The following is a 19572-nucleotide window of genomic DNA, read 5'->3' on the forward strand; positions in this document are numbered from 1 at the left end:
ACAAAAGCGATTTGTAGGTAAGCTGGATATAGTGGGAAATGGGGATTCAGACACACTATATAGTGTGCGTAGAAGTAATGGAGCACAATATAAGGGATAGGCTTGGCATTTGGCAAGTCATAAAAATTTATGGCTTTGATGAAGTTTTTAGGAGAGATTTATTTGACAACAATAACGGCTTGTTTTGTTGGAGCTATGCTATATTCATGTTGGTAATTTAAGCGATGTGGGAATGTTTTTATGATTTTTTTACAACGCATGCGCTTTTTATTCTGTTAAAAAAACACATAGGAGTGAAAAATAATATGACCGATTTTAGCGTGAGCAGCAGCGATTTTACAGCAGAGCAATTGATGGGTGCACATTTTCAAGCCGACCATCCCGATTGTGCTTCACCACAGCTAAGTTGGAGCGGTGCACCTGAGGGTACGAAAGGTTATGCCATTGCTGTGCATGATCCTGATGCACCGACGGGCGGCTCAGGTTGGTGGCATTGGATGGCGTTGGTGTTGCCCGTAGATGTGACATCGGTACCTCGCGGTGCAGGAACGAGTGATGGCAGTGCCTTGCCTGACGGTGTGCGCCAAATGCGCCACGATGGCGGCGGTATTGGTTATATGGGGTGCATGCCGCCTGAAGGTGAACGTCACCGTTATATTCACACCGTATATGCTTTGGATACCGATCACATTGATTTGCCCGCAGATGCCAGTACAGCGATGGCAGGCTTTATGATCAATGCCCATTGTTTGGCAAAGGCGTCGATTACACATTGGTTTGAGCGTTGATGCTTTGAATGAATGAGTTGTGTTTTACCAATCAAGCGTCCTGTAAATCTTTACAGGACGCTTGATGGTTTTATGGTCATGCACAGTCTATGTCCATATCAGAATACAAATACTGTAAAATTTCCGCCACACTTTGTTGGCGCATGTGTGCCACACCTGTGCCTGCCCACAACGACAAATATTCGGCTTGTTGGTGTCTGTCTGCCCAAGCACGCATGGGTGAGGTTAAGGCATTTTGATAAGGGTAGGGCAAGGCGTCTTGTTCATATGCCGCCAAAGTTTGCATCCATGTATTTTCAATGCCTCGTGCGTTTTTGCCTGAGAACAAACGGGTTAAACGCGTTTTTTGGTGGCGTTTGTCCCATAAGGCTTGTTTCATGACACTGGATGCGCCGCTTTCGGTAGCACATAAAAAAGCAGTGCCGATTTGAACAGCATCTGCGCCGTGTGCCAAATAATCTTGCACTTGTTGCGCTTGAGAGATACCACCTGCACTGATGAGTGGTTTATCTGTGATAGCGCGGCATGCTTGTAACAAATCCAAATTGTGATATTCGTCTTCGATGGCCAACTCAGTGGGTCCGCCACGGTGACCGCCAGCTTCTATGCCTTGTAAAACCACCGCATCAGCGCCCACATCCAGCCATGCTTGCAAATGTGCGGGAGAATTGGCGGTGCCGATGATGCGAATGTTTTTTTGTTGCAAGGCTTGGGCTTGCGCTGACGTTAAAATACCAAATGCAAAACTGGCAATGGCAGGCTGTAATTGCAATAAGGTTTCAAATTGGGCGTGAAAAGATTGTGACCATGTTGGTACTGTCGGAAAATCTAAACCCAATTGGTTGAATGCTGGTTCTAACCATAGTTTAGCGGCCTGTAAGGATGGCGCACTGGGTGGCGTGGGTTCGGGTAAGATGAACAAATTCATGGCAAATGCGTGTTGGGTCAATGTGCGTATGTGTTGCGCTTGTTGCACCATTTGCTCAGGTGACAAGATGCCACAAGCCAAACTGCCCAATGCGCCTGCTTCACATGCTGCCGCGACCAATTGTGGTGAGCTGGCACCGCCTGCCATCGGTGCTTGAATGATGGGATAATGCAATGGAAGGTCAAATAAATGGCGCATGCTCAATCCTTGTGATGAGGTGAAGATTGAGTATAACATTGGCATGAGTGGGCTAAGACAAAGCAATCCATTGCAAAGATGGTATTCAAACTGGCTGATATCCAGTATGGTGGATTAAGCTGTGGGTCTTAAGCATTTATCGTGGCTTAAGATATCGGTTTAAATGAACTGACATAAAAAAAGACACTCTGTTGAGTGTCATGTTTTTATATCACAATGTCTATATCGTTGGTGCCCAGGAGAAGACTCGAACTTCCACACCATTGCTGGCACATGGACCTGAACCATGCGCGTCTACCAATTCCGCCACCTGGGCATAGATGAAAACACAAATTTGATGCACAATGTGTTTGAATTGCGAAGAACGCATTATAGTTTCCCTATTGAGAAAGTCAATGACTAAAAGAAAAAATAATTTGCGTAGCCAAGACCCGTTTTTGGCACGTGAACAAGAAAAATACAGCGACCCATTGCCTAGCCGTGAGTGGGTGATTGAATTATTGGAACAAAAAGGGGTTCCAGTCAGCACGGAAGACTTGGCAAATGTCTTGTCTATTCGTGAAGATGAGTATGAATTTTTCCGTCGCCGTTTGGGCGCGATGGTACGAGATGGGCAGATTTATATCAATCGCCGCGGCTTGGTGTGCGTGGCGGAAAAATTGGCTTTGGTCAAATGTCGTGTGGAAGCACACAGTGATGGTTTTGGGTTTGCCGTACCTTTGGAAAAAAAAGCAGGCGACACCGATTTGGTTTTGTACGATCGCCAAATGAAAGGTTTGATGCATGGTGATATTGTCACCGTGCGTCCTGCAGGCATTGATCGGCGTGGTCGTCGTGAAGGTCAGGTATTGGATGTGATTGAACGTGCAAACAGTACGGTGGTGGCACGTTTGTCTAAAGAAGGTGGCGTTGCTGTCGCTGTGCCTGAGGACAAACGCTTGAGTCAAAGCATTGTCTTGGATATTAACAGTATTGGTCAGGCGCAAGATGGTCAAGTTATCAATGTGCAATTGACCCGATTCCCTGAAAAAAATCTGCCTGCTGCGGGTAAAGTCATTGAAGTATTGGGTGACTATGCCGATAGTGGTATGGAAATTGAAATTGCAGTGCGCAAACACCATTTGCCACATCAATTTTCAAAAGAATGTCTCAAAGCGGCGGCAAAAATTCCTGCAAATGTGCGTCCAAAAAACCGTAAAGATCGTGTAGATTTGCGTGAATTGCCATTGGTGACGATTGATGGCGAAACCGCACGTGATTTTGATGATGCGGTGTTTGCGGAGAAAGTTGGTCGCAATTTCCGTTTGGTGGTGGCCATTGCCGATGTGAGCCATTATGTTCAAAATGGTGATGGCATTGATGGTGATGCGCGCGAACGCAGTACCAGTGTGTATTTTCCACGCCGTGTGATCCCGATGCTGCCTGAAAGTTTGTCCAATGGCATTTGCTCGCTCAATCCTGATGTTGAGCGTTTGTGCATGGTGTGTGACATGATTATCACCAATATGGGCAATGTCAAAGCCTATCAATTTTATCCTGCGGTGATGCGTTCGCATGCGCGTTTGACTTATACACAAGTGTCTAATTGGATAGAGTCGGGCGAAGAGCACGCTTTAAAACCGCAAATTGATGTGTTACATCAATTATTTAAAAAATTGCAAAGCAAACGCGAGCAGCGTGGTGCGATGGAATTTGACACTGTTGAAACTCAGATGATTTTCAATGACAACGGCAAAATTGACCGCATCGAACCAATCAAGCGCAACGATGCTCACCGTTTGATTGAAGAGTGTATGTTGGCAGCCAATGTGTGTGCGGCAGATTTTTTATTGCAAAACAAACACCCGTCTTTATACCGCAATCACAAAGGTCCTACGCCTGAAAAATTGGAAGTTTTGCGTCAGCAATTGGCATTGTTAGGTTTGCAATTGGGTGGCGGTGATGCGCCAACACCGAAGGATTATGCTGAATTGGCGGCACAGTTTGAAAATCGTGATGACAAAGAAGTGTTGCAAGTGATGTTGTTGCGTTCGATGCAGCAAGCGATGTATGAGGCCAAAAATGAAGGCCATTTTGGTTTGGCTTATAGTGCTTATACTCACTTTACCTCACCGATTCGTCGCTATCCTGATTTGACTGTCCATCGTGCGATTAAAGCGGTGTTGTTAGGTGAGGTTTACCAAGAGGAATCTTGGCAAGGTCTGGGAAGCCATACATCATTTAATGAGCGCCGTGCGGATGAAGCCAGCAAAGATGTGGAAAATTGGCTCAAGACGTATTATATGAAAGACAAAGTGGGCGAGGTGTTTGAAGGTCGCATCGCTGGGTTGACTAATTTTGGTATTTTTGTGACTTTAAGCGAATTGCACATTGATGGTTTGGTTCACATCAGCGATTTGGGTGAGGATTATTTTAATTACCGTCCTGAAATCATGGCCATCGAAGGCGAACGCAGTGGTGTGCGCTTTAAAATGGGCGATGCGGTCGTTGTGCGTGTGGCCAGTGCCAATTTGGATACAGGCAAAGTGGATTTGAGTTTGATCAGCGGTGGCAGCCCAGGCGATGGCAACCGTCAGAGCCGCTCGACGCCACGTTCGCGCTCTGGTGCGCGTGGTAAAATCCATGAAGCTGTTGTTCGCAATGGCCGCAGTGATGGCGCAGCAAAGAAAAACCGTCGTTCTCGCAAATCCACAGGTAAAGACACTGCCGAAACGCCTACTGCGGTAGCCGCGACGAAAAAGCCCAATTCACGCCCACCCAAATCTGCAAAAGCACAGCGCCGAGCCAAAGGCAATGGTGCCGCTGGCGCGGTAGCGACGACAACGGCGAAGGCCAAAAAACGCAATGAGCGTAAAAAAAGCAGCAAGTCCAGTAAAAAGGCTTAATTGAGTCAGACATTAAAAACTGAATGGTTTTGAGGTATAAAGCGTCCTGTAAACATTACAGGCCGCTTTTTGATGCTATCAAGATTTTAATGGCGGCAAATAATAACTGGGGTTTGGAATGGTATGATGTGAATATATAGATATTCATCGATTAAGGGTTTCATATATGTTGGTTGTTACCGTATTAAGGCAAAGTAAAAAATTCACACCCAAACATGCACAGTGGATACACAAACAATTTGCACCTTTTGAGTCCATTTGTTTGACCGATGCCAAACACATCGATGGTGTGAAAACGGCGCCTTTATTACATGATTTTCCTGGATGGTGGTCGAAACTGGAACTATTCAATCCCAATCATCCTGTCTTGGGTCAGCAAGACTTATTGTATTTTGACATTGATGTGGTGGTGACAGGTGATTTACAAGAGTTGATGAATGAAGCCAAAAGCTTCACCATGCTGTCAGGTCTGTCTTATACCAATCAATGTAATTCATCTATTATGTATATTCCTTGTGAAATTAAGGAATTTGTGTGGAATCGTTTTATGGCCAATCCACAAAAACATATGGACGAGTGCGATACACCTGAATGTTGGGGTGATCAAGGTTTTTTAAGCAAAATCACGCAGCCGCAACAATGGCAACATTTATTGCCCAATCGTATTTTTAGCTACAAAGTGGATATTGCCCAACCTTCTATGCTTGGCTATGAAGCTTTGCGTAGCAATGGACGACATTTAGGTGTCCCGCCGAAAGATGCTATTGTCGTGTGCTTCCATGGTTATCCTAGCCCATGGAAAACAGGACTATCATGGGTGCCATTTTTTTCAGTGAAAGAAAGCATTTCAGGCAAGATAAAAGCATGGCGAGCAAAGAGGAAAGCAGCCAAATAGGGCGTGATTTGTATTGCAGTATATGCATAAATAAAAAAGTACCGTAAAGGTGCATTCTTTATAGGGTTCTTTGGTGGGCCCGGTGGGAATCGAACCCACGACCAAGGGATTATGAGTCCCCTGCTCTAACCGCTGAGCTACAGGCCCTTGCAAAGAAGCGGCATTATAACAAACATGCCGCTGGATTAAAAGCCCTTAAAACAATTATTGCTTGTTTTCTTCGCTGTCTAAGAAGCTTTTCAAGCGTTCTGAGCGAGTAGGGTGACGTAATTTACGCAAAGCCTTGGCTTCGATTTGGCGAATACGCTCACGGGTGACATCAAACTGTTTACCGACTTCTTCCAAAGTATGATCGGTATTCATGTCAATACCAAAACGCATGCGCAATACTTTGGCTTCTCGTGGCGTCAAGCTTTCCAAAACTTCTTTGGTCACTTCGCGCAAACCTGAATACATAGCAGCATCAGAAGGTGCAACATTGTTGGCATCTTCAATGAAATCGCCTAAGTGTGAATCGTCGTCATCGCCAATAGGTGTTTCCATAGAAATCGGCTCTTTGGCGATTTTCATGATTTTGCGAATCTTATCTTCAGGCATTTCCATTAATTCGGCTAATTTTGCAGAATCAGGTTCTTCGCCTGTTTCTTGCAAGTATTGGCGTGAAATGCGGTTCATTTTATTGATGGTTTCAATCATGTGAACCGGAATACGAATCGTACGGGCTTGGTCGGCAATCGAGCGGGTAATGGCTTGGCGAATCCACCATGTCGCATAAGTTGAGAATTTATAGCCACGACGATATTCAAACTTATCTACCGCTTTCATCAAGCCGATATTACCTTCTTGAATCAAGTCTAAAAATTGCAAACCACGGTTGGTGTATTTTTTGGCAATTGAAATGACCAAACGCAAATTTGCTTGAATCATTTCTTGCTTGGCTGCAGCAGATTCACGTTCGCCACGTGCCATTTCTTTGTTGATGTCTTTGAGTTCATCAATCGACAAGCGTGATTCTTCTTGTAAATCTAATAATTTACTTTGTTTCTCAATGATAGAAAATTTGAAGCGTTCTAAGGCTTGGTTCCAGTCTTTATTATTGCGACTTAATTCTTTTTCTACCCATTGAATATCTGTTAAATTACCTGCAAAATTCTCGCGGAAGTAATCGAACGGCATGCGAACGTGGTTGACGCAAATATCACGAATACCGCGTTCCAATTGGCGAATGGTATCTACGCGTTTGCGCAAGCTTTCGCACAAGCTTTCAATTTGACGGGTGGCAAAACGTACTTTTAACAAGTCTTCGGTGATGGCTTGGCGTGCGGCCAAATATTCTGCGCTTTGGCTACCTTTGGCTGCTAACAAAGCAATCATGGTTTCAAATTTGGTTTTAACCAACTCAAAATGAGCCAAAGTGTTTTGACGCAATTCTTCTAAATTGGCGCCTGCCATCGCATCGGCATCTTCAACAGAATCTTCGTCTTCGTCTTCGTCTTCATCTGTGTCTTCATCTGCGTCTTCCTCAACCAAAGTATCGTTGTTCACGCTCTCAGCAATGGCGTTTAAGGCCGCTTCTTCCTCTTCTGGATCAATCAAGGCTTCAACGACTTCATCCACACGGATTTCTTCAGTGCGAATTCTTTCTACTAGGCCTAAAATCTCTTCGATGGTTGAAGGACAAGCACTGATAGCTTCAATCATATTGCGCAAAGCACGTTCGATTTTTTTGGCGATGATGATTTCGTCTTCACGCGTCAATAAATCAACTTGACCCATTTCACGCATGTACATACGCACAGGGTCGGTCGTGCGACCAAATTCAGAATCAACGCTAGACAACGCCGCTTCGGCTTCGGCAACGGCATCTTCATCGGTAACACCTGTGGCACCATCACTCATTAACAAAGAGTCTGCATCTGGTGCTTCTTCGGTAACTTGGATGCCCAAGCCTGAAATCATGCTGACAATGTTGTCGATTTGATCTGAATCAGACACATCTTCAGGCAAGTGGTCATTGATTTCGGCATACGTGATGTAGCCACGTTCTTTTCCAAGAATAATCAGTTGACGCAAACGTGCGCGTTGTTCTTCAACACTCAATGGCGCATCATCTTGATTGTCTTGATCAATCTCTTGTTTTTTAGGGTTGTTGTTTGCCATGTTTTTCTCAAAGCTAAGGTTTGGAAGACTATATTAAGTAATGTGTTAAGCGTATTGTTTGGTTTAGGTTGCCAAATTATGGCTTGCCGCTAATAAGCGCCACTAACAAACGGTTTTCATCATCACTCAAACCTACTGTATTGCTTTTTGCTAACAAATTTTGAATTTGTTGCGCTTTCAATTCTTTGTACAGCTTTTGCATGCCGTCCTGAAAACCTTGTTCGTCTTCAGGACTGCGATAAACAAAATTATCCATATTTTGTGAAGCATGTCGCATCAGTTGATTAATGGTATCAGCATGGATGCTTCCGCGCATCGATTCTAGAATATGCACAGTATTCATACTTTGTGGTGCTGATTTTATGGTATCGGCCAAGTCAGCTAAGCATGCATAATCATCTTGTAAAGGCCAATAATCGGGTAAATCGATATATGAGGCCCAATTGGGATTTATCAAGAGCCACATGATTTGATTTTGTACCAATGAATGACTAATCACTTGCGCTGGCATACTGGGTAAGCGATAACTTTTTGCTTTGATAGGAATATTCTTGGTTGATTCACCCATTAAGCTGGCTAAATCATGACGATCTAATCCAGTTAAACGCATCAGGCTTTGCTTCATGAGTAAGCTCAGAGCAGGGGCATTCTTGACTTGTTCAATTAGGCCGCTGGCTTGTTGTGCTAGTCGAGCTTGGTGTTCACGTTGATTTAAATCCAAAGGCGCACACAGTTTGGCAAACAAATATTCTGATAAGGGCTGGCTTTTTTCTATCAGTAAGCTTTCAAAGCTTTGTTTGCCGTGTTGGCTGATATAACTGTCTGGATCTTCGCCATCAGGTAAAAATAGAAAAGACAATGCTTTGTCATCTTTGAGCAAAGGCAGAGCATTTTCTAAGGCACGCCAAGCGGCTTTGTGTCCTGCCTGGTCACCATCAAAACAAAAATACAATTTATCGCTGTGGCGCATCAATGTTTTGATGTGAGTGGCGGAGGTGGCGGTGCCCAATGTGGCAACGGCATAGCCTACACCATGTTGAGCCAGTGCGACGACATCCATATAGCCTTCTACCACCAGCACGCGACTGGTCTCTTTGATGGCGGCTTTGCCTTCAAACAAACCGTATAATTCACTGCCTTTGTCAAACAATGGCGTTTCTGGAGAGTTAAGGTATTTGGGCTCGCCTTTGTCTAAGACTCGACCACCAAAACCAATTACTTGACCAATGGCATTGCGAATGGGAAACATCAGACGGTCACGAAAGCGGTCGTAACGTTTGTCTTCTTTGGCAATGACCAAACCCGCCTCTTCAAGCAAAGGATGGACATAATTTTGTTTGAAAGCGTCCTGTAAAGCTTGCCAAGCATCGGGTGCATAACCAATTTGATATTGTTCTATGGTTTGGGCATTCAAACCACGTTTGGCAATATAAGCACTGGCTCTAGGGTATTGGGGCAATTGCTGGGCATAATAGTCGGCTGCAATGCGTGTGGTATCTTGTAAGGCAAGTTTTTTTTCTTGTTTGGCTTTTTTGATGCTAGGGTCGACGGCAGGTCCATTGTTGACATGTGGTACATGTAAACTCACACGTTCAGCCAAGCGTTCGACGGCATCGACAAATGACAAGCCATGGTATTCCATCATGAAACCGATAGCGCTGCCATGGGCACCACAACTGAAACAATGGTAAAACTGTTTGCTTGGGCTGACAGTAAACGAAGCGGTTTTTTCTTTGTGGAACGGACAGCAGGCCAAATAATTTTGGCCACCTTTTTTCAGTGGCACCGCTTCGTCAATGACGTCAACGATGTCCACTTTTTGCAATAATTCGTCTACAAAATCACTAGGAATCATGAGTTAAGTGCATCTTTAACCCATTTGGACACTTTCCCCATATCAGCAACACCATTTAATTTTGGTTTTACGATGGCCATGACTTGACCCATTTGAGCCATAGATGTTGCACTTACGGCCGCAATTGCAGCTTGGATTTCTGCTTGTACTTCTACATCGCTGAGTTGAGCAGGCAAATACTGTTGTAGTAAATCGATTTCTGCTTGTTCTTTGTCTGCTGCTTCATTGTGGTGGTTGTCACGATAAATTTTGACAGAGTCTTGGCGTTGTTTGATCATTTTGATGACAATTTCCATTACCCTGTCATCACTAACCTCTATGCGTTCATCCACTTCTACTTGCTTAATAGCAGCCAACAACATGCGGATGGTTGATAATTTATTGGCTTCTTTGGCGCGCATCGCGTCTTTCATGTCTTGGGAAATACGTTCTTTGGCTTGCATGATTCATCCTTAATTAAGCGCAATGGAAAAAACACCGCAGTAAGCTGCGGTGTTTTCTAAAAACTGTATCTTAGAACAATTTTGGAGGCAAAGTTTGGCTGCGCAATTTTTTTTGCAAGCGTTTAACCGCTGCAGCTTTTTTGCGTTTGCGTTCAGTAGTTGGTTTTTCATAAGCTTCGCGCGCACGCAACTCAGTCAATAAACCTGTTTTTTCTACACCGCGTTTAAAGCGACGCATCGCAACTTCAAATGGCTCGTTTTCTTTTACACGAATAGCTGGCATTCGGGATATTCCTTAAATTTAAAAATAAAACTACTAAATAAGTAATACTTAAACTACATAAAGTGATTGTGGCTTGAGCTTATCAAACACACTGTTTTGGCAGCCTTAGAGGCATTGCCACTGAAAAATCACCCCCAAACCCACTAAAACGTTTCAAATAAGATTGAATATTTTAATGTGCTTGGGTGTGTTTGTCAAATAAGATTGCCATATGCATGCTATTTTTGAGATTTTAGCAACGGCTGACACGTCTAACCTGTGGAATTTGTTCCATTGCTTTAGAGACTTGCTCTAAATGCTGCGCTGTTTTAACTTCTAAGCGGAATTTGAATTCAATAAAGCCTTCAATACCCCCATCAATCGTAGTAGAGGGTGTTTCAACAGATTGAATATTGGCGCCTTGCCCTGCAATAGCAGTGGCCAGAGCGGCCAGTAAACCTTGTTTGTCGCGGGCATTGACCAAAAGTAAAACAGGATAGAGTTGTTCTGTTTCGAGTAAATCCCAATTGGCAGGCAATTGGTGATCAGAATCGGCTTCTAAGATGACTTGACATTGTTCTCGATGTACCACAATGCCTTTATTTTCAACCAATTGTGCACGGATGCTGTCTCCTGGAATAGGTCGGCAGCATTTGGCTAGATGAATATTGCCATTTTGAGTGCCGTAAATTTTGACAGGGCTAATGGTTTGGATTTGCGTAATATGCTCGCCTGCTAATTGAGCCAAATCTTTGGCAACGACGACTGGCAATAAGCGACCCATACCGACTTCATACAATATGTCTTCAAAAGTGGTATTTTTACTTGCCAAATGCTGTAAATATGTTTCACGCAAGCTATCAGATAACAGCAGTTGTTTTGGTAATAAACTAACCAGAGCCTTGTTAAGTAAGCTTTCGCCTAGGATGACTGCATCATGGCGACTCATGGTTTTAATCCAATTGCGGATACCACTGCGAGCGCGACCACTGACCACAAAATTCAACCAAGCAGGATTTGGATTGGATTTGCTAGAGGTAATAATTTCAATTGAATCGCCTGTGTTCAGGACGGTACGTAGCGGTACCATATTGTTGTTGACTTTGGCAGCAACGCAATGATTACCAATATCAGTGTGAACTGCATAAGCGAAATCAACAGGTGTCGCACCGCGTGGCAACACAATAATTTTGCCTTTAGGTGTAAACAAATACACTTCGTCTGGAAATAAATCGACTTTGACGTGTTCTAAAAACTCAATGGCATTGGCACTTTCAGCTTGTAAAGCCAAAATATTTTGCATCCATTGATGGGTACGCATAGATGCGGTGTCAAAAGATGCACCTGCAGATTTATACATCCAATGGCTGGCAACGCCACCTTCAGAAATCTCGTCCATTTCACGGGTACGAATTTGTACTTCAATCGGCAAGCCATATGGGCCGACCAGTGTCGTGTGCAAGCTTTGATAGCCATTGTTTTTGGGAATAGCGATGTAATCTTTGATTTTGCCTGGTTTAGGCTTGTAAATACTGTGTAAGGCGCCTAATGCGGCATAACACATAGGAACATTGTTAACGATGACACGGAAGCCATAAATGTCCATTACCTCAGCAAAATGTAGATTTTTATCAATCATTTTTTGATGGATGCTGAACAGGTTTTTTTCACGACCTTTGATTTGGGCTTCAATATTGAAAGAGACCAAGCTTTTACTGAAAGTGGTCAATACTTTGCCAACCACATCGCGGCGATTACGGCGTGAGGCTTCTAGAGCACGAGTCAATACTTTATAGCGATTAGGGTGTAAGTTTTTGAATGCCAAATCTTGTAATTCACGATAGACTTCATTCAAACCAATACGATTGGCCAGTTGAGCATAAATTTCTAAGGTTTCATTGGCAATACGACGGCGTTTTTCAGGGCCAACAGCACCCAAAGTGCGCATATTGTGTAAACGGTCTGATAATTTGATGATGATGACGCGAATGTCTTGAATCATCGCCAAAATCATTTTGCGGAAACTTTCTGCTTGATGTTCTTCTTTGCTAGAGTATTCCAATTTTTCTAATTTTGATAAACCATCGACAATATCAGCGATGGTGTCATCAAATTCCGCAGCCAATTGCAGTTTGGTGGTGCCAGTGTCTTCTAGCACATCATGCATCAAGCCAGCAGCGATGCTGACTGCATCCATATGCCAATAAGCCAATTCGGTCGCTACTGCAATAGGGTGCGTAATATAGGCTTCGCCGCTTTGTCGGGTTTGACCAACATGGGCATCGTTGGCAAAGTCGCAGGCTTTTTCAATTAAAGCTACCTCATCGGGCTTTAAATATTCAACCGCTTGCATCAATTTGTCTTTTGCCTCTTGTGAAACAGCATCAAAAGGAACTTTGCCAACGTATTTCTTCATAATAGCCTTATTATTTCTGACGATCCAAAAGCTCAACACCGATTTGACCTGCAGCAATTTCGCGCAAAGCAATCACAGTCGGTTTGTGTTTACCAGTTTCTTCAACCAAAGGTGTGGCGCCGTGAGCCAATTGGCGGGCGCGGGTTGAGGCAGTCAAAGTCAACAAAAAGTGGTTAGGGATGCGAGGAACGCAATCTTCAACGGTTACGCGAGCCATGATAGAGGCCTTTCTATTTTAATAAATTGTGGATAAAGGGTAATTGTTTGTCACGAGTCAAACGCAAGCATTGCATGATGCTCAATACATCACTACACGCACGGTTCAAATCATCATTGATAACAATATAGTCGAAATACCGTGCTTGGTCGATTTCAAAACGGGCTTTGCCCAGACGTTTAGCGATTACTTCTTCGCTATCGGTACCTCGACCAACCAAGCGTTGTTCCAGTTCCGCCATCGTTGGCGGTGCGATGAAAATACTGATAGCGTCAGGCAAAATGTCACGAATTTGCGTCGCGCCTTGGATGTCGATTTCTAAGATGACATCAAAACCTTGTGCCTGCAAGTTTCGCACCACATTGGCATTGGTACCATAAAAATTATCGTAAACTTGAGCGTATTCTAAAAACTCACCTTTGGCAATGAGTGATTTGAATTCGTCAACAGAAACAAAATAATAGTCTTGAGCATGCACCTCGCCATTGCGAGAAGGGCGAGTGGTGTGTGAGATAGACAGACGCAAACTAGGGTCTGTTTTCAAGACTTGACCGACAATGGTGGTCTTGCCTGTGCCTGATGCGGCAGAAATGATGTAAATTTGACCCAGTTTGGGAGCAGTCATATTATATTATCCTTACCAAAATCAAATTATGCCTTAAGCCAGCAACTGCGGCAAATTACTGTGCTTGATACTTTAGGACAATGTAATTTAGGGTGTTTGTTTTGGTGAATTGTTGCGGTTGCACATTATAATTTATCTGAGACAGATATATAATAGGAAAATTAAAAAAGAGTATTTAAGGAATTTTCTATGCTGATACATCCCGAGGTTTTTGACGCGGAGACGTTGGCACAAAACATTCGTAAGGTCCCTCATTGGCCCAAACAGGGTATTTTGTTTCATGATATCACCCCGATTTTGCAAGATCCGAAGCACTTTCGTTTACTGGTAGACTTGTTGGTTTACCGTTATATGTCTGAAAAAATCGATGTGGTAGCGGGTTTGGATGCCCGTGGTTTTATTATTGGTGCAGCGTTGGCTTATCAATTAAACGTAGGTTTTGTGCCGATTCGCAAAAAAGGCAAATTGCCATTTGATACGGTTTCAGAAAGCTATGCTTTAGAATACGGTGAAGCTTGTGTGGAAATCCACACCGATGCAGTCAAACCAGGTGCACGCGTGTTGTTGGTAGACGATTTGGTTGCCACGGGCGGTACCATGCAAGCAGGTATTAACTTGATTCGCCGTTTGGATGCAGAAGTGGTTGAAGCCGTTTCTGTATTGGAGTTTAGTGATTTACCTGGTGGTCAATTGATTCGTGAAGCAGGTGTGCCATTGTTTAGTCTGTGCCAAAGTGAAGGCGATATGGCTCCTGAAGCCTAATTATCTGAGAAAATATTTCAATCATATTGATTGAAAATTTAAAAGCGTCCTGTAAACATTTACAAGACGCTTTTTTGGTATATGAAACTCATTTTAAGCGTCCTGAAAGGTTTACAGGACGCTTGGAAGGGTGTTTAGGAGCAATCATTAAGACGATTGGTCATATAAACGGATTTCAAGCGACCAACCAGCCCATCATCAAGCCCAAACGCAAAGCCACGCTGGCCAATAAAATGCTCAAAATAGTGCGTACCAACCAAATCACCAATAAATGCCAAAATTTGATTGGAATTTGGGTCGCCAACATGCATGGAATACTGCCTGAGAAAAACAACACGCTGCTGATGCAAGTGATGGCGGCAATGTAGCGTACAGCAAATTCTGCATCTTTTAATAAGATTGCAGGCAAAAACATTTCTGCCAATCCTGACGCAAAAGAGCCGCTATGTTGTGCCAAGCCTTCAATGCCTGTGAGCCACATGAACGGTTTTAACACCAAGCCCACCCATTCAAATACCGGCGTGTATTTGGACAATAACAAACCAATGAAACCAATGGCCAAAATAGAAGGAGCGACAATGGCGGACATGCGCAAACCATCTAAAAAATTCGCCCACATCATGTTCGCGATAGAAGGATTGCTTTGATATTGTTTGATGCCTGCGGCTTTGGCAAATGCCCAAGCTTGGCCTTGTGGTGCCTCTGGCATGGGATTGGATGAATCATTGTTCAGCCAAGACAAAGGTGGAATGTAAGCGGTAATTGCTGTGACTGTAAAGGTAATCACCAACGCACTCCAGAAATAAAAATTCCAAAATGCCATGATGCCCAATGTTTTGGCGACAATAATCATGAATGTTGCCGACACCGTTGAAAAGCCTGTGGCAATAATCATCGCCTCACGCAAAGAATAACGACCTTGGGTATACATGCGATTGGTAATCAGCATGCCAACAGAATAGCTGCCAACAAATGAAGCTACTGCATCAATAGAAGAGGCACCCGGGGTGCGAAATACAGGACGCATCAAACGCTCCATCATCACACCGAGTAATTCCAATAAGCCAAAGCCAATTAAAAAAGTCAAAGCCACCGCGCCAATGGGAATCAAAATACCGACGTTGAGCGCTAATTTGTCAAATAAAAATGGCAACATGTCTTTTTGCATGGCCCAAGCAGGAGCGGTATTTGTCAAATACAATACGGCTAAAATCAAACCCAACAGCTTACAGATGCTGAAAATCATATTGCTGACAGAATGGCGGAAAGTGCCTTGGATGAATGGGCTCAAAGCGCCGTAAGCCATCAAAGCCAATAAAGCAGCGATGGCCACAGGTTTGAGTGGACCAGTCAAAACACCGGTGGCGTGGTCTAATAAGATGGTTTCTTTGCCACCTATTGAAACGGGAACAAAAAACAAAAAAATACCGATGCTGCTAAAAAACAAAATTTTGGCGATACTTAGCCAATCGTTGGATGCGGATTTATTGCCTTTTGAAACAAAACTTTGCTCGCTCATTGATACTCTCCATGTTTTGGTCTTCTATTCTTGTATATACAGGATAATACATAGGTGCATCTTCACACGCAACGATGCATATTATGAAAGCATTTTAAATGTCAAATGAATTATTTTTTAAGATAAAAAAAGCCTTGATATGAAATATCAAGGCTTTTCATTCTAATCATTAGGTATTTATTAGATGATTTTTTAATTAAGAGGGTATTTTTGTGTTGAATCAACAATCTCAGCTAGGGCTTGCCATTTTAAAGCATCATTGGAAGTGATACTGAGCCGTTTGTTAGTCATCATGGTGATGAATGTTGATGCGATGAGTGTGAATGAGATGTGGGTGACATCTTAAATCCAGCAGTACAGTGTTTTGACATCTCTTCATCTGACGTTGATTGGCAAACATGAAGCCAATATAGCGATGCGGCCTGTAAAAGTGGTGGTTGGGAAAGCTATATACAGGCACATTTTTTGCCAAATTACCAAAAAATCAAAATGGTCGATTCAATGATGATGATTAAAATGAAATTTTATTATATTTATATATAAATAATTAGCCCACTACGATTGATTGTAGTGGGCTATGGTATTGAACCTAGTTTACAGCATTAATGGTCAACACGAACAGAATAGCCGCTACCTGTTCCGAATGTATTGGCACCAATGACTGTGAAAGTTGGATTAATTTCTTTTGAATTCAATCGATTGGTTTTAATTTCCTCTTTCATAGGTACTTCAGTTTTGGCAATTTGCTGGTTGCTTTGTGCATGTGGATTCAATTGTGGTGCATTGCGATTTTCGCCAACACCAGCCATAGCCAAAGAAGATACGCTAACCAAAGTCAATAAAGTAGCAGTTACAAAAAGATTTTTCATTTTATTTTCTCTAGGTTTGTTAAAGTATGATTGAATTATATTCTTTACCTATAGTTTTAAATATAGTCTTTTAATTAAACAATTATTAACTATTTGGAAACTATATATGGCTATACAGACCACTGTATTTTCAAAACACATAATCTAAACAGTAATCTTCTCAAATCACTTTTGGTGGTAAATAAACAGTGAAGGCGTTGATGGGTTCAATCATGACGCTATAAGGATTTTGTTGCTCGGTAAAACTTAGTAATTGCAATCGTTCGAGCAATTCAAAACGTACATGAATCAAATGAGCGGGCTTAGGACAAAGCTTGTCGTGCCACACTCTGTACGTTCCCAACTGACCATCGCGCCGATGGTAAAACCCTGCCATAGGATGGGTTAAAAAAACCTGATAACTTTCTTGATTAGGAAAACCCTCAAACTGCCACTCATCCTCTTCATTTTGCGTCAAACTGACCTCTGCACACCCCCAAGATGATGACATATTCATGTTATAAACATCATATAAACCTGCTGTGTTTTGCTTGCATTCGAAATGAACGTTGCCAGGATGCCAAGGTAATTGCCACAAGTAACGAGGTACAATTAAGGTCCAAGAGTCTAAAACCGCGCCTAAAAACCAAACACAACGCTCTTGGGTGTGTTGGTCAATCACATAGACACGGTAATAAATCTGTCCCATATTGAATTTGGCAAAAGGATAGACTGCCGAGGTAAAATCAACATGATGAAAAGGCACTACCGACATTAACGCCATAGTTTGACCTTGGTATTCAATGGTGTCGAGTTTGAATCGAGGTGGGATGATGTCTTTGAAGCGTTCAGGGTTGAGTGCGTAAGTAATCAAAGCAAAATGCTGTAAATGAGATGACACATCTATTTTTTTAGGCTCAGGACGAGGATGTAGGTAATCTTTAAATTTTAAAATCGGAAAAGTCATCATAACACCTTGCTTTCCATGATATCGACATTGGTAAATATCATATTAATCAAGGTCGCTTGCTCTGATAAATAAGTCGTTTGAAAAAGAAATATTCCACGTTCTTTGTCCATAAAGTATTGTACTTTCATACTTGACCCTTTGATTGAACACGATAAATTCCAGCCAATATTATTTTAATCTTAAATTTCTGTCAATACAGAAATTATATTAATTTAAGTAGAGCAACAACACACCGTTCTTTTGCTAAAATAATGCCATCTTCAATAAGAAAGTTGATTCATTATGATGATGCACCCTAATTTCGATCCTGTTGCGCTGCAACTTGGACCGTTTGCCATTCGTTGGTATGCATTGAGCTATATTGTGGCGTTTGCCTTGTTCATTTTCTTGGGTCGCCGTCGTATCAAACAGGGCAATACGGTGCTTACCAATGATATGCTGGATGATTTGCTGACTTATGGTGTGGTTGGTGTGATTTTAGGTGGTCGTTTGGGTTATGTGTTGTTTTATAATTTTGCCCAATACATCGACAGTCCTTTGTCTATTTTCAAAGTTTGGGAAGGCGGCATGTCGTTCCACGGCGGTTTTTTAGGCGTGTTGGTGGCCATGTTGGTTTATGCTAAACGTCATCAATTGGGTTTTTGGCAAGTGACGGATTTCATCACACCTATGGTGCCAGCTGGTTTGGCTTCAGGCCGCATTGGTAACTTCATCAATGGTGAATTATGGGGACGAGTCACACCGCCTGATTCATTTTGGGCGATGGGTTTTCCACAAGCGCATTATGCCGACCAAGCCATAGCTGCCACCAATTTTCAATACTCACAATGGTTCAATCAATTGGGCGCTTTGCCTCGCCATCCATCACAATTGTATCAATTTGCTTTAGAAGGCTTGTGTTTGTTCGCCATCGTGTGGATTTTTGCCAAGAAAAAACGCCCTGTCGGACAAATTTCAGCCGTTTTCTTAATCGGTTACGGCACGTTCCGTTTTATTGCTGAATTTGCTCGTCAACCTGATGCACATTTGGGTTTATTAGGCTTGGGATTGTCTATGGGGCAATGGTTGAGCCTGCCGATGATTGTGGCAGGCGCTGCATTGTTTATGTGGGCACAAAAAAACCATTTGGTAACTCACAAATAAGAAAATATGACTTAGATATTTCTACTTTAGCAAGTATTCGTTCATATCATTGTATTTGTATGATAAAAGCGAACGATTTGATTTATCGTGACACTCAATACCGTCTTTCATGGGCGGTATTGTTATTTCAATAGAAGATTTAAAGTAAAAAAAGAGTAACAGTCATGACATTTAAAAATAAAAAAATTTATTTTTTCAAGGCTGAATTATTTGAAGAGAAAATTTTATGTTTGTGCATGGCGTACCATATTGTTGACTGATTCAATGGCATTGGTTGATGTTTATTGTGCTGTATTTCTAGCGGATGCTTAAATACGGGACAGATATTAGTTAAATGTGTGCGTCCTGTATTTGATACTGGGTAATCCCCCCTTTAAATAAATGATGCGGATTCAACCGGTCAGCGCAACACCTGTTTGAAAGACCTCAAGAGGTGTTTTAAAGCCCAAGATTTTTCTCGGCCTAGTATTAAGTTGCAAAGCAATTTTATCTAATTGTTCTTGTGAATAAAGACCAAGATTTTTACCTTTGGGTAAATATTGTCTTAAAAGCCCATTTGTATTTTCATTTGTGCCTTTTTGCCAAGGACTGCTAGCATCACAGAAATAAACAGACATATTGCATTGAGCAGTTAAAAGATGGTGTTTAGACATTTCAT

The 19572-nt window shown here is 42.5% G+C and carries 17 protein-coding genes and 2 tRNA genes; 5 read left to right on the plus strand and 14 right to left on the minus strand.

What is annotated here, in order from left to right; translation table 11 throughout:
• Positions 1-305 precede the first annotated feature (305 nt).
• Positions 306-788 carry a YbhB/YbcL family Raf kinase inhibitor-like protein gene (locus tag H150_RS0103565; protein ID WP_019957680.1) on the plus strand — a complete coding sequence of 161 codons (483 nt, stop codon included), beginning with the start codon at positions 306-308 and terminating at the stop codon, positions 786-788.
• A 76-nt stretch (positions 789-864) separates the two neighbouring features.
• Here H150_RS0103565 and H150_RS0103570 read toward each other — a convergent pair whose 3' ends face one another.
• Positions 865-1914, minus strand: a complete 1050-nt coding sequence (locus H150_RS0103570; protein WP_019957681.1) for an NAD(P)H-dependent flavin oxidoreductase — start codon at positions 1912-1914, stop codon at positions 865-867.
• A 229-nt stretch (positions 1915-2143) separates the two neighbouring features.
• Positions 2144-2230, minus strand: a tRNA-Leu gene (locus H150_RS0103575).
• A 79-nt stretch (positions 2231-2309) separates the two neighbouring features.
• On the opposite strand from H150_RS0103575, the gene rnr reads away from it, so the two are divergent.
• Together rnr and H150_RS0103585 are read left to right on the plus strand one after the other, a co-directional pair.
• Positions 2310-4799 carry a ribonuclease R gene (gene rnr, locus H150_RS13645; protein ID WP_019957682.1) on the plus strand — a complete coding sequence of 830 codons (2490 nt, stop codon included), beginning with the start codon at positions 2310-2312 and terminating at the stop codon, positions 4797-4799.
• A 166-nt stretch (positions 4800-4965) separates the two neighbouring features.
• Positions 4966-5694: a hypothetical protein gene (locus tag H150_RS0103585; protein WP_019957683.1), complete on the plus strand. Its 729-nt coding sequence runs from the start codon at positions 4966-4968 to the stop codon at positions 5692-5694.
• Positions 5695-5765: 71 nt separating this feature from the next.
• Here the strand turns inward: H150_RS0103585 and H150_RS0103590 are convergent.
• From H150_RS0103590 to gmk, 8 genes are all read right to left on the minus strand, one after another.
• A tRNA-Ile gene (locus H150_RS0103590) sits at positions 5766-5841 on the minus strand.
• Between the two features lie 57 nt (positions 5842-5898).
• The gene (rpoD, locus tag H150_RS0103595; protein ID WP_019957684.1) at positions 5899-7854 is read right to left on the minus strand and encodes an RNA polymerase sigma factor RpoD; all 1956 of its coding nucleotides are present in this window, start codon (positions 7852-7854) and stop codon (positions 5899-5901) included.
• A gap of 76 nt (positions 7855-7930) precedes the next feature.
• Positions 7931-9709 (minus strand): DNA primase, encoded by a 1779-nt coding sequence (dnaG, locus tag H150_RS0103600; RefSeq protein ID WP_019957685.1) that lies wholly within the window; start codon positions 9707-9709, stop codon positions 7931-7933.
• A complete protein-coding gene (locus H150_RS0103605) occupies positions 9706-10152 on the minus strand; it encodes a GatB/YqeY domain-containing protein (RefSeq protein ID WP_019957686.1) in 447 nt (148 codons plus the stop codon). The genes dnaG and H150_RS0103605 overlap by 4 nt, the downstream gene beginning before the upstream one ends.
• Before the next feature lie 70 nt (positions 10153-10222).
• Positions 10223-10435 carry a 30S ribosomal protein S21 gene (rpsU, locus tag H150_RS0103610; RefSeq protein WP_019957687.1) on the minus strand — a complete coding sequence of 71 codons (213 nt, stop codon included), beginning with the start codon at positions 10433-10435 and terminating at the stop codon, positions 10223-10225.
• A gap of 232 nt (positions 10436-10667) precedes the next feature.
• A complete protein-coding gene (locus H150_RS0103615; protein ID WP_019957688.1) occupies positions 10668-12830 on the minus strand; it encodes a RelA/SpoT family protein in 2163 nt (720 codons plus the stop codon).
• Between the two features lie 10 nt (positions 12831-12840).
• Positions 12841-13047 carry a DNA-directed RNA polymerase subunit omega gene (rpoZ, locus tag H150_RS0103620; RefSeq protein WP_019957689.1) on the minus strand — a complete coding sequence of 69 codons (207 nt, stop codon included), beginning with the start codon at positions 13045-13047 and terminating at the stop codon, positions 12841-12843.
• 13 nt (positions 13048-13060) lie between these two features.
• Positions 13061-13672, minus strand: a complete 612-nt coding sequence (gene gmk, locus H150_RS0103625) for a guanylate kinase (protein ID WP_019957690.1) — start codon at positions 13670-13672, stop codon at positions 13061-13063.
• A 189-nt stretch (positions 13673-13861) separates the two neighbouring features.
• On the opposite strand from gmk, the gene H150_RS0103630 reads away from it, so the two are divergent.
• Positions 13862-14434: an adenine phosphoribosyltransferase gene (locus tag H150_RS0103630; RefSeq protein WP_019957691.1), complete on the plus strand. Its 573-nt coding sequence runs from the start codon at positions 13862-13864 to the stop codon at positions 14432-14434.
• A 175-nt stretch (positions 14435-14609) separates the two neighbouring features.
• Here H150_RS0103630 and H150_RS0103635 read toward each other — a convergent pair whose 3' ends face one another.
• The 3 genes from H150_RS0103635 to H150_RS0103645 all read right to left on the minus strand — a co-directional run bounded on the left by H150_RS0103635 (position 14610) and on the right by H150_RS0103645 (position 17768).
• The gene (locus H150_RS0103635; RefSeq protein ID WP_019957692.1) at positions 14610-15953 is read right to left on the minus strand and encodes a YjiH family protein; all 1344 of its coding nucleotides are present in this window, start codon (positions 15951-15953) and stop codon (positions 14610-14612) included.
• A 602-nt stretch (positions 15954-16555) separates the two neighbouring features.
• On the minus strand, positions 16556-16822 hold the full coding sequence (locus H150_RS0103640) for a hypothetical protein (protein WP_019957693.1): 267 nt from the start codon (positions 16820-16822) through the stop codon (positions 16556-16558).
• 160 nt (positions 16823-16982) lie between these two features.
• Complete coding sequence (locus tag H150_RS0103645) at positions 16983-17768, minus strand: DUF2071 domain-containing protein (RefSeq protein ID WP_026353440.1); 786 nt, start codon at positions 17766-17768, stop codon at positions 16983-16985.
• Between the two features lie 285 nt (positions 17769-18053).
• On the opposite strand from H150_RS0103645, the gene lgt reads away from it, so the two are divergent.
• Entirely contained in the window at positions 18054-18914 is an 861-nt protein-coding gene (gene lgt, locus H150_RS0103655; protein ID WP_019957696.1) for a prolipoprotein diacylglyceryl transferase, read from the plus strand.
• A gap of 392 nt (positions 18915-19306) precedes the next feature.
• On the opposite strand, the gene H150_RS0103665 is transcribed toward lgt, so the two are convergent.
• A partial coding sequence (locus tag H150_RS0103665) for an IS30 family transposase (protein WP_019957698.1) occupies positions 19307-19572 on the minus strand: 266 nt, incomplete at its 5' end.

The organism is Vitreoscilla stercoraria DSM 513 (genome assembly GCF_000382305.1).
In the GTDB taxonomy this organism is placed as follows: Bacteria; Pseudomonadota; Gammaproteobacteria; order Burkholderiales; family Neisseriaceae; genus Vitreoscilla; species Vitreoscilla stercoraria.

Excerpts from the sequence above, each read along its gene's own strand:
- H150_RS0103565 (WP_019957680.1), top strand. The coding sequence starts at position 306 with ATGACCGATTTTAGCGTGAGCAGCAGCGATTTTACAGCAGAGCAATTG.
- H150_RS0103570 (WP_019957681.1), bottom strand. The coding sequence starts at position 1,914 with ATGCGCCATTTATTTGACCTTCCATTGCATTATCCCATCATTCAAGCA.
- rnr (WP_019957682.1), top strand. The coding sequence starts at position 2,310 with ATGACTAAAAGAAAAAATAATTTGCGTAGCCAAGACCCGTTTTTGGCA.
- H150_RS0103585 (WP_019957683.1), top strand. The coding sequence starts at position 4,966 with ATGTTGGTTGTTACCGTATTAAGGCAAAGTAAAAAATTCACACCCAAA.
- rpoD (WP_019957684.1), bottom strand. The coding sequence starts at position 7,854 with ATGGCAAACAACAACCCTAAAAAACAAGAGATTGATCAAGACAATCAA.
- dnaG (WP_019957685.1), bottom strand. The coding sequence starts at position 9,709 with ATGATTCCTAGTGATTTTGTAGACGAATTATTGCAAAAAGTGGACATC.
- H150_RS0103605 (WP_019957686.1), bottom strand. The coding sequence starts at position 10,152 with ATGCAAGCCAAAGAACGTATTTCCCAAGACATGAAAGACGCGATGCGC.
- rpsU (WP_019957687.1), bottom strand. The coding sequence starts at position 10,435 with ATGCCAGCTATTCGTGTAAAAGAAAACGAGCCATTTGAAGTTGCGATG.
- H150_RS0103615 (WP_019957688.1), bottom strand. The coding sequence starts at position 12,830 with ATGAAGAAATACGTTGGCAAAGTTCCTTTTGATGCTGTTTCACAAGAG.
- rpoZ (WP_019957689.1), bottom strand. The coding sequence starts at position 13,047 with ATGGCTCGCGTAACCGTTGAAGATTGCGTTCCTCGCATCCCTAACCAC.
- gmk (WP_019957690.1), bottom strand. The coding sequence starts at position 13,672 with ATGACTGCTCCCAAACTGGGTCAAATTTACATCATTTCTGCCGCATCA.
- H150_RS0103630 (WP_019957691.1), top strand. The coding sequence starts at position 13,862 with ATGCTGATACATCCCGAGGTTTTTGACGCGGAGACGTTGGCACAAAAC.
- H150_RS0103635 (WP_019957692.1), bottom strand. The coding sequence starts at position 15,953 with ATGAGCGAGCAAAGTTTTGTTTCAAAAGGCAATAAATCCGCATCCAAC.
- H150_RS0103640 (WP_019957693.1), bottom strand. The coding sequence starts at position 16,822 with ATGAAAAATCTTTTTGTAACTGCTACTTTATTGACTTTGGTTAGCGTA.
- H150_RS0103645 (WP_026353440.1), bottom strand. The coding sequence starts at position 17,768 with ATGACTTTTCCGATTTTAAAATTTAAAGATTACCTACATCCTCGTCCT.
- lgt (WP_019957696.1), top strand. The coding sequence starts at position 18,054 with ATGATGATGCACCCTAATTTCGATCCTGTTGCGCTGCAACTTGGACCG.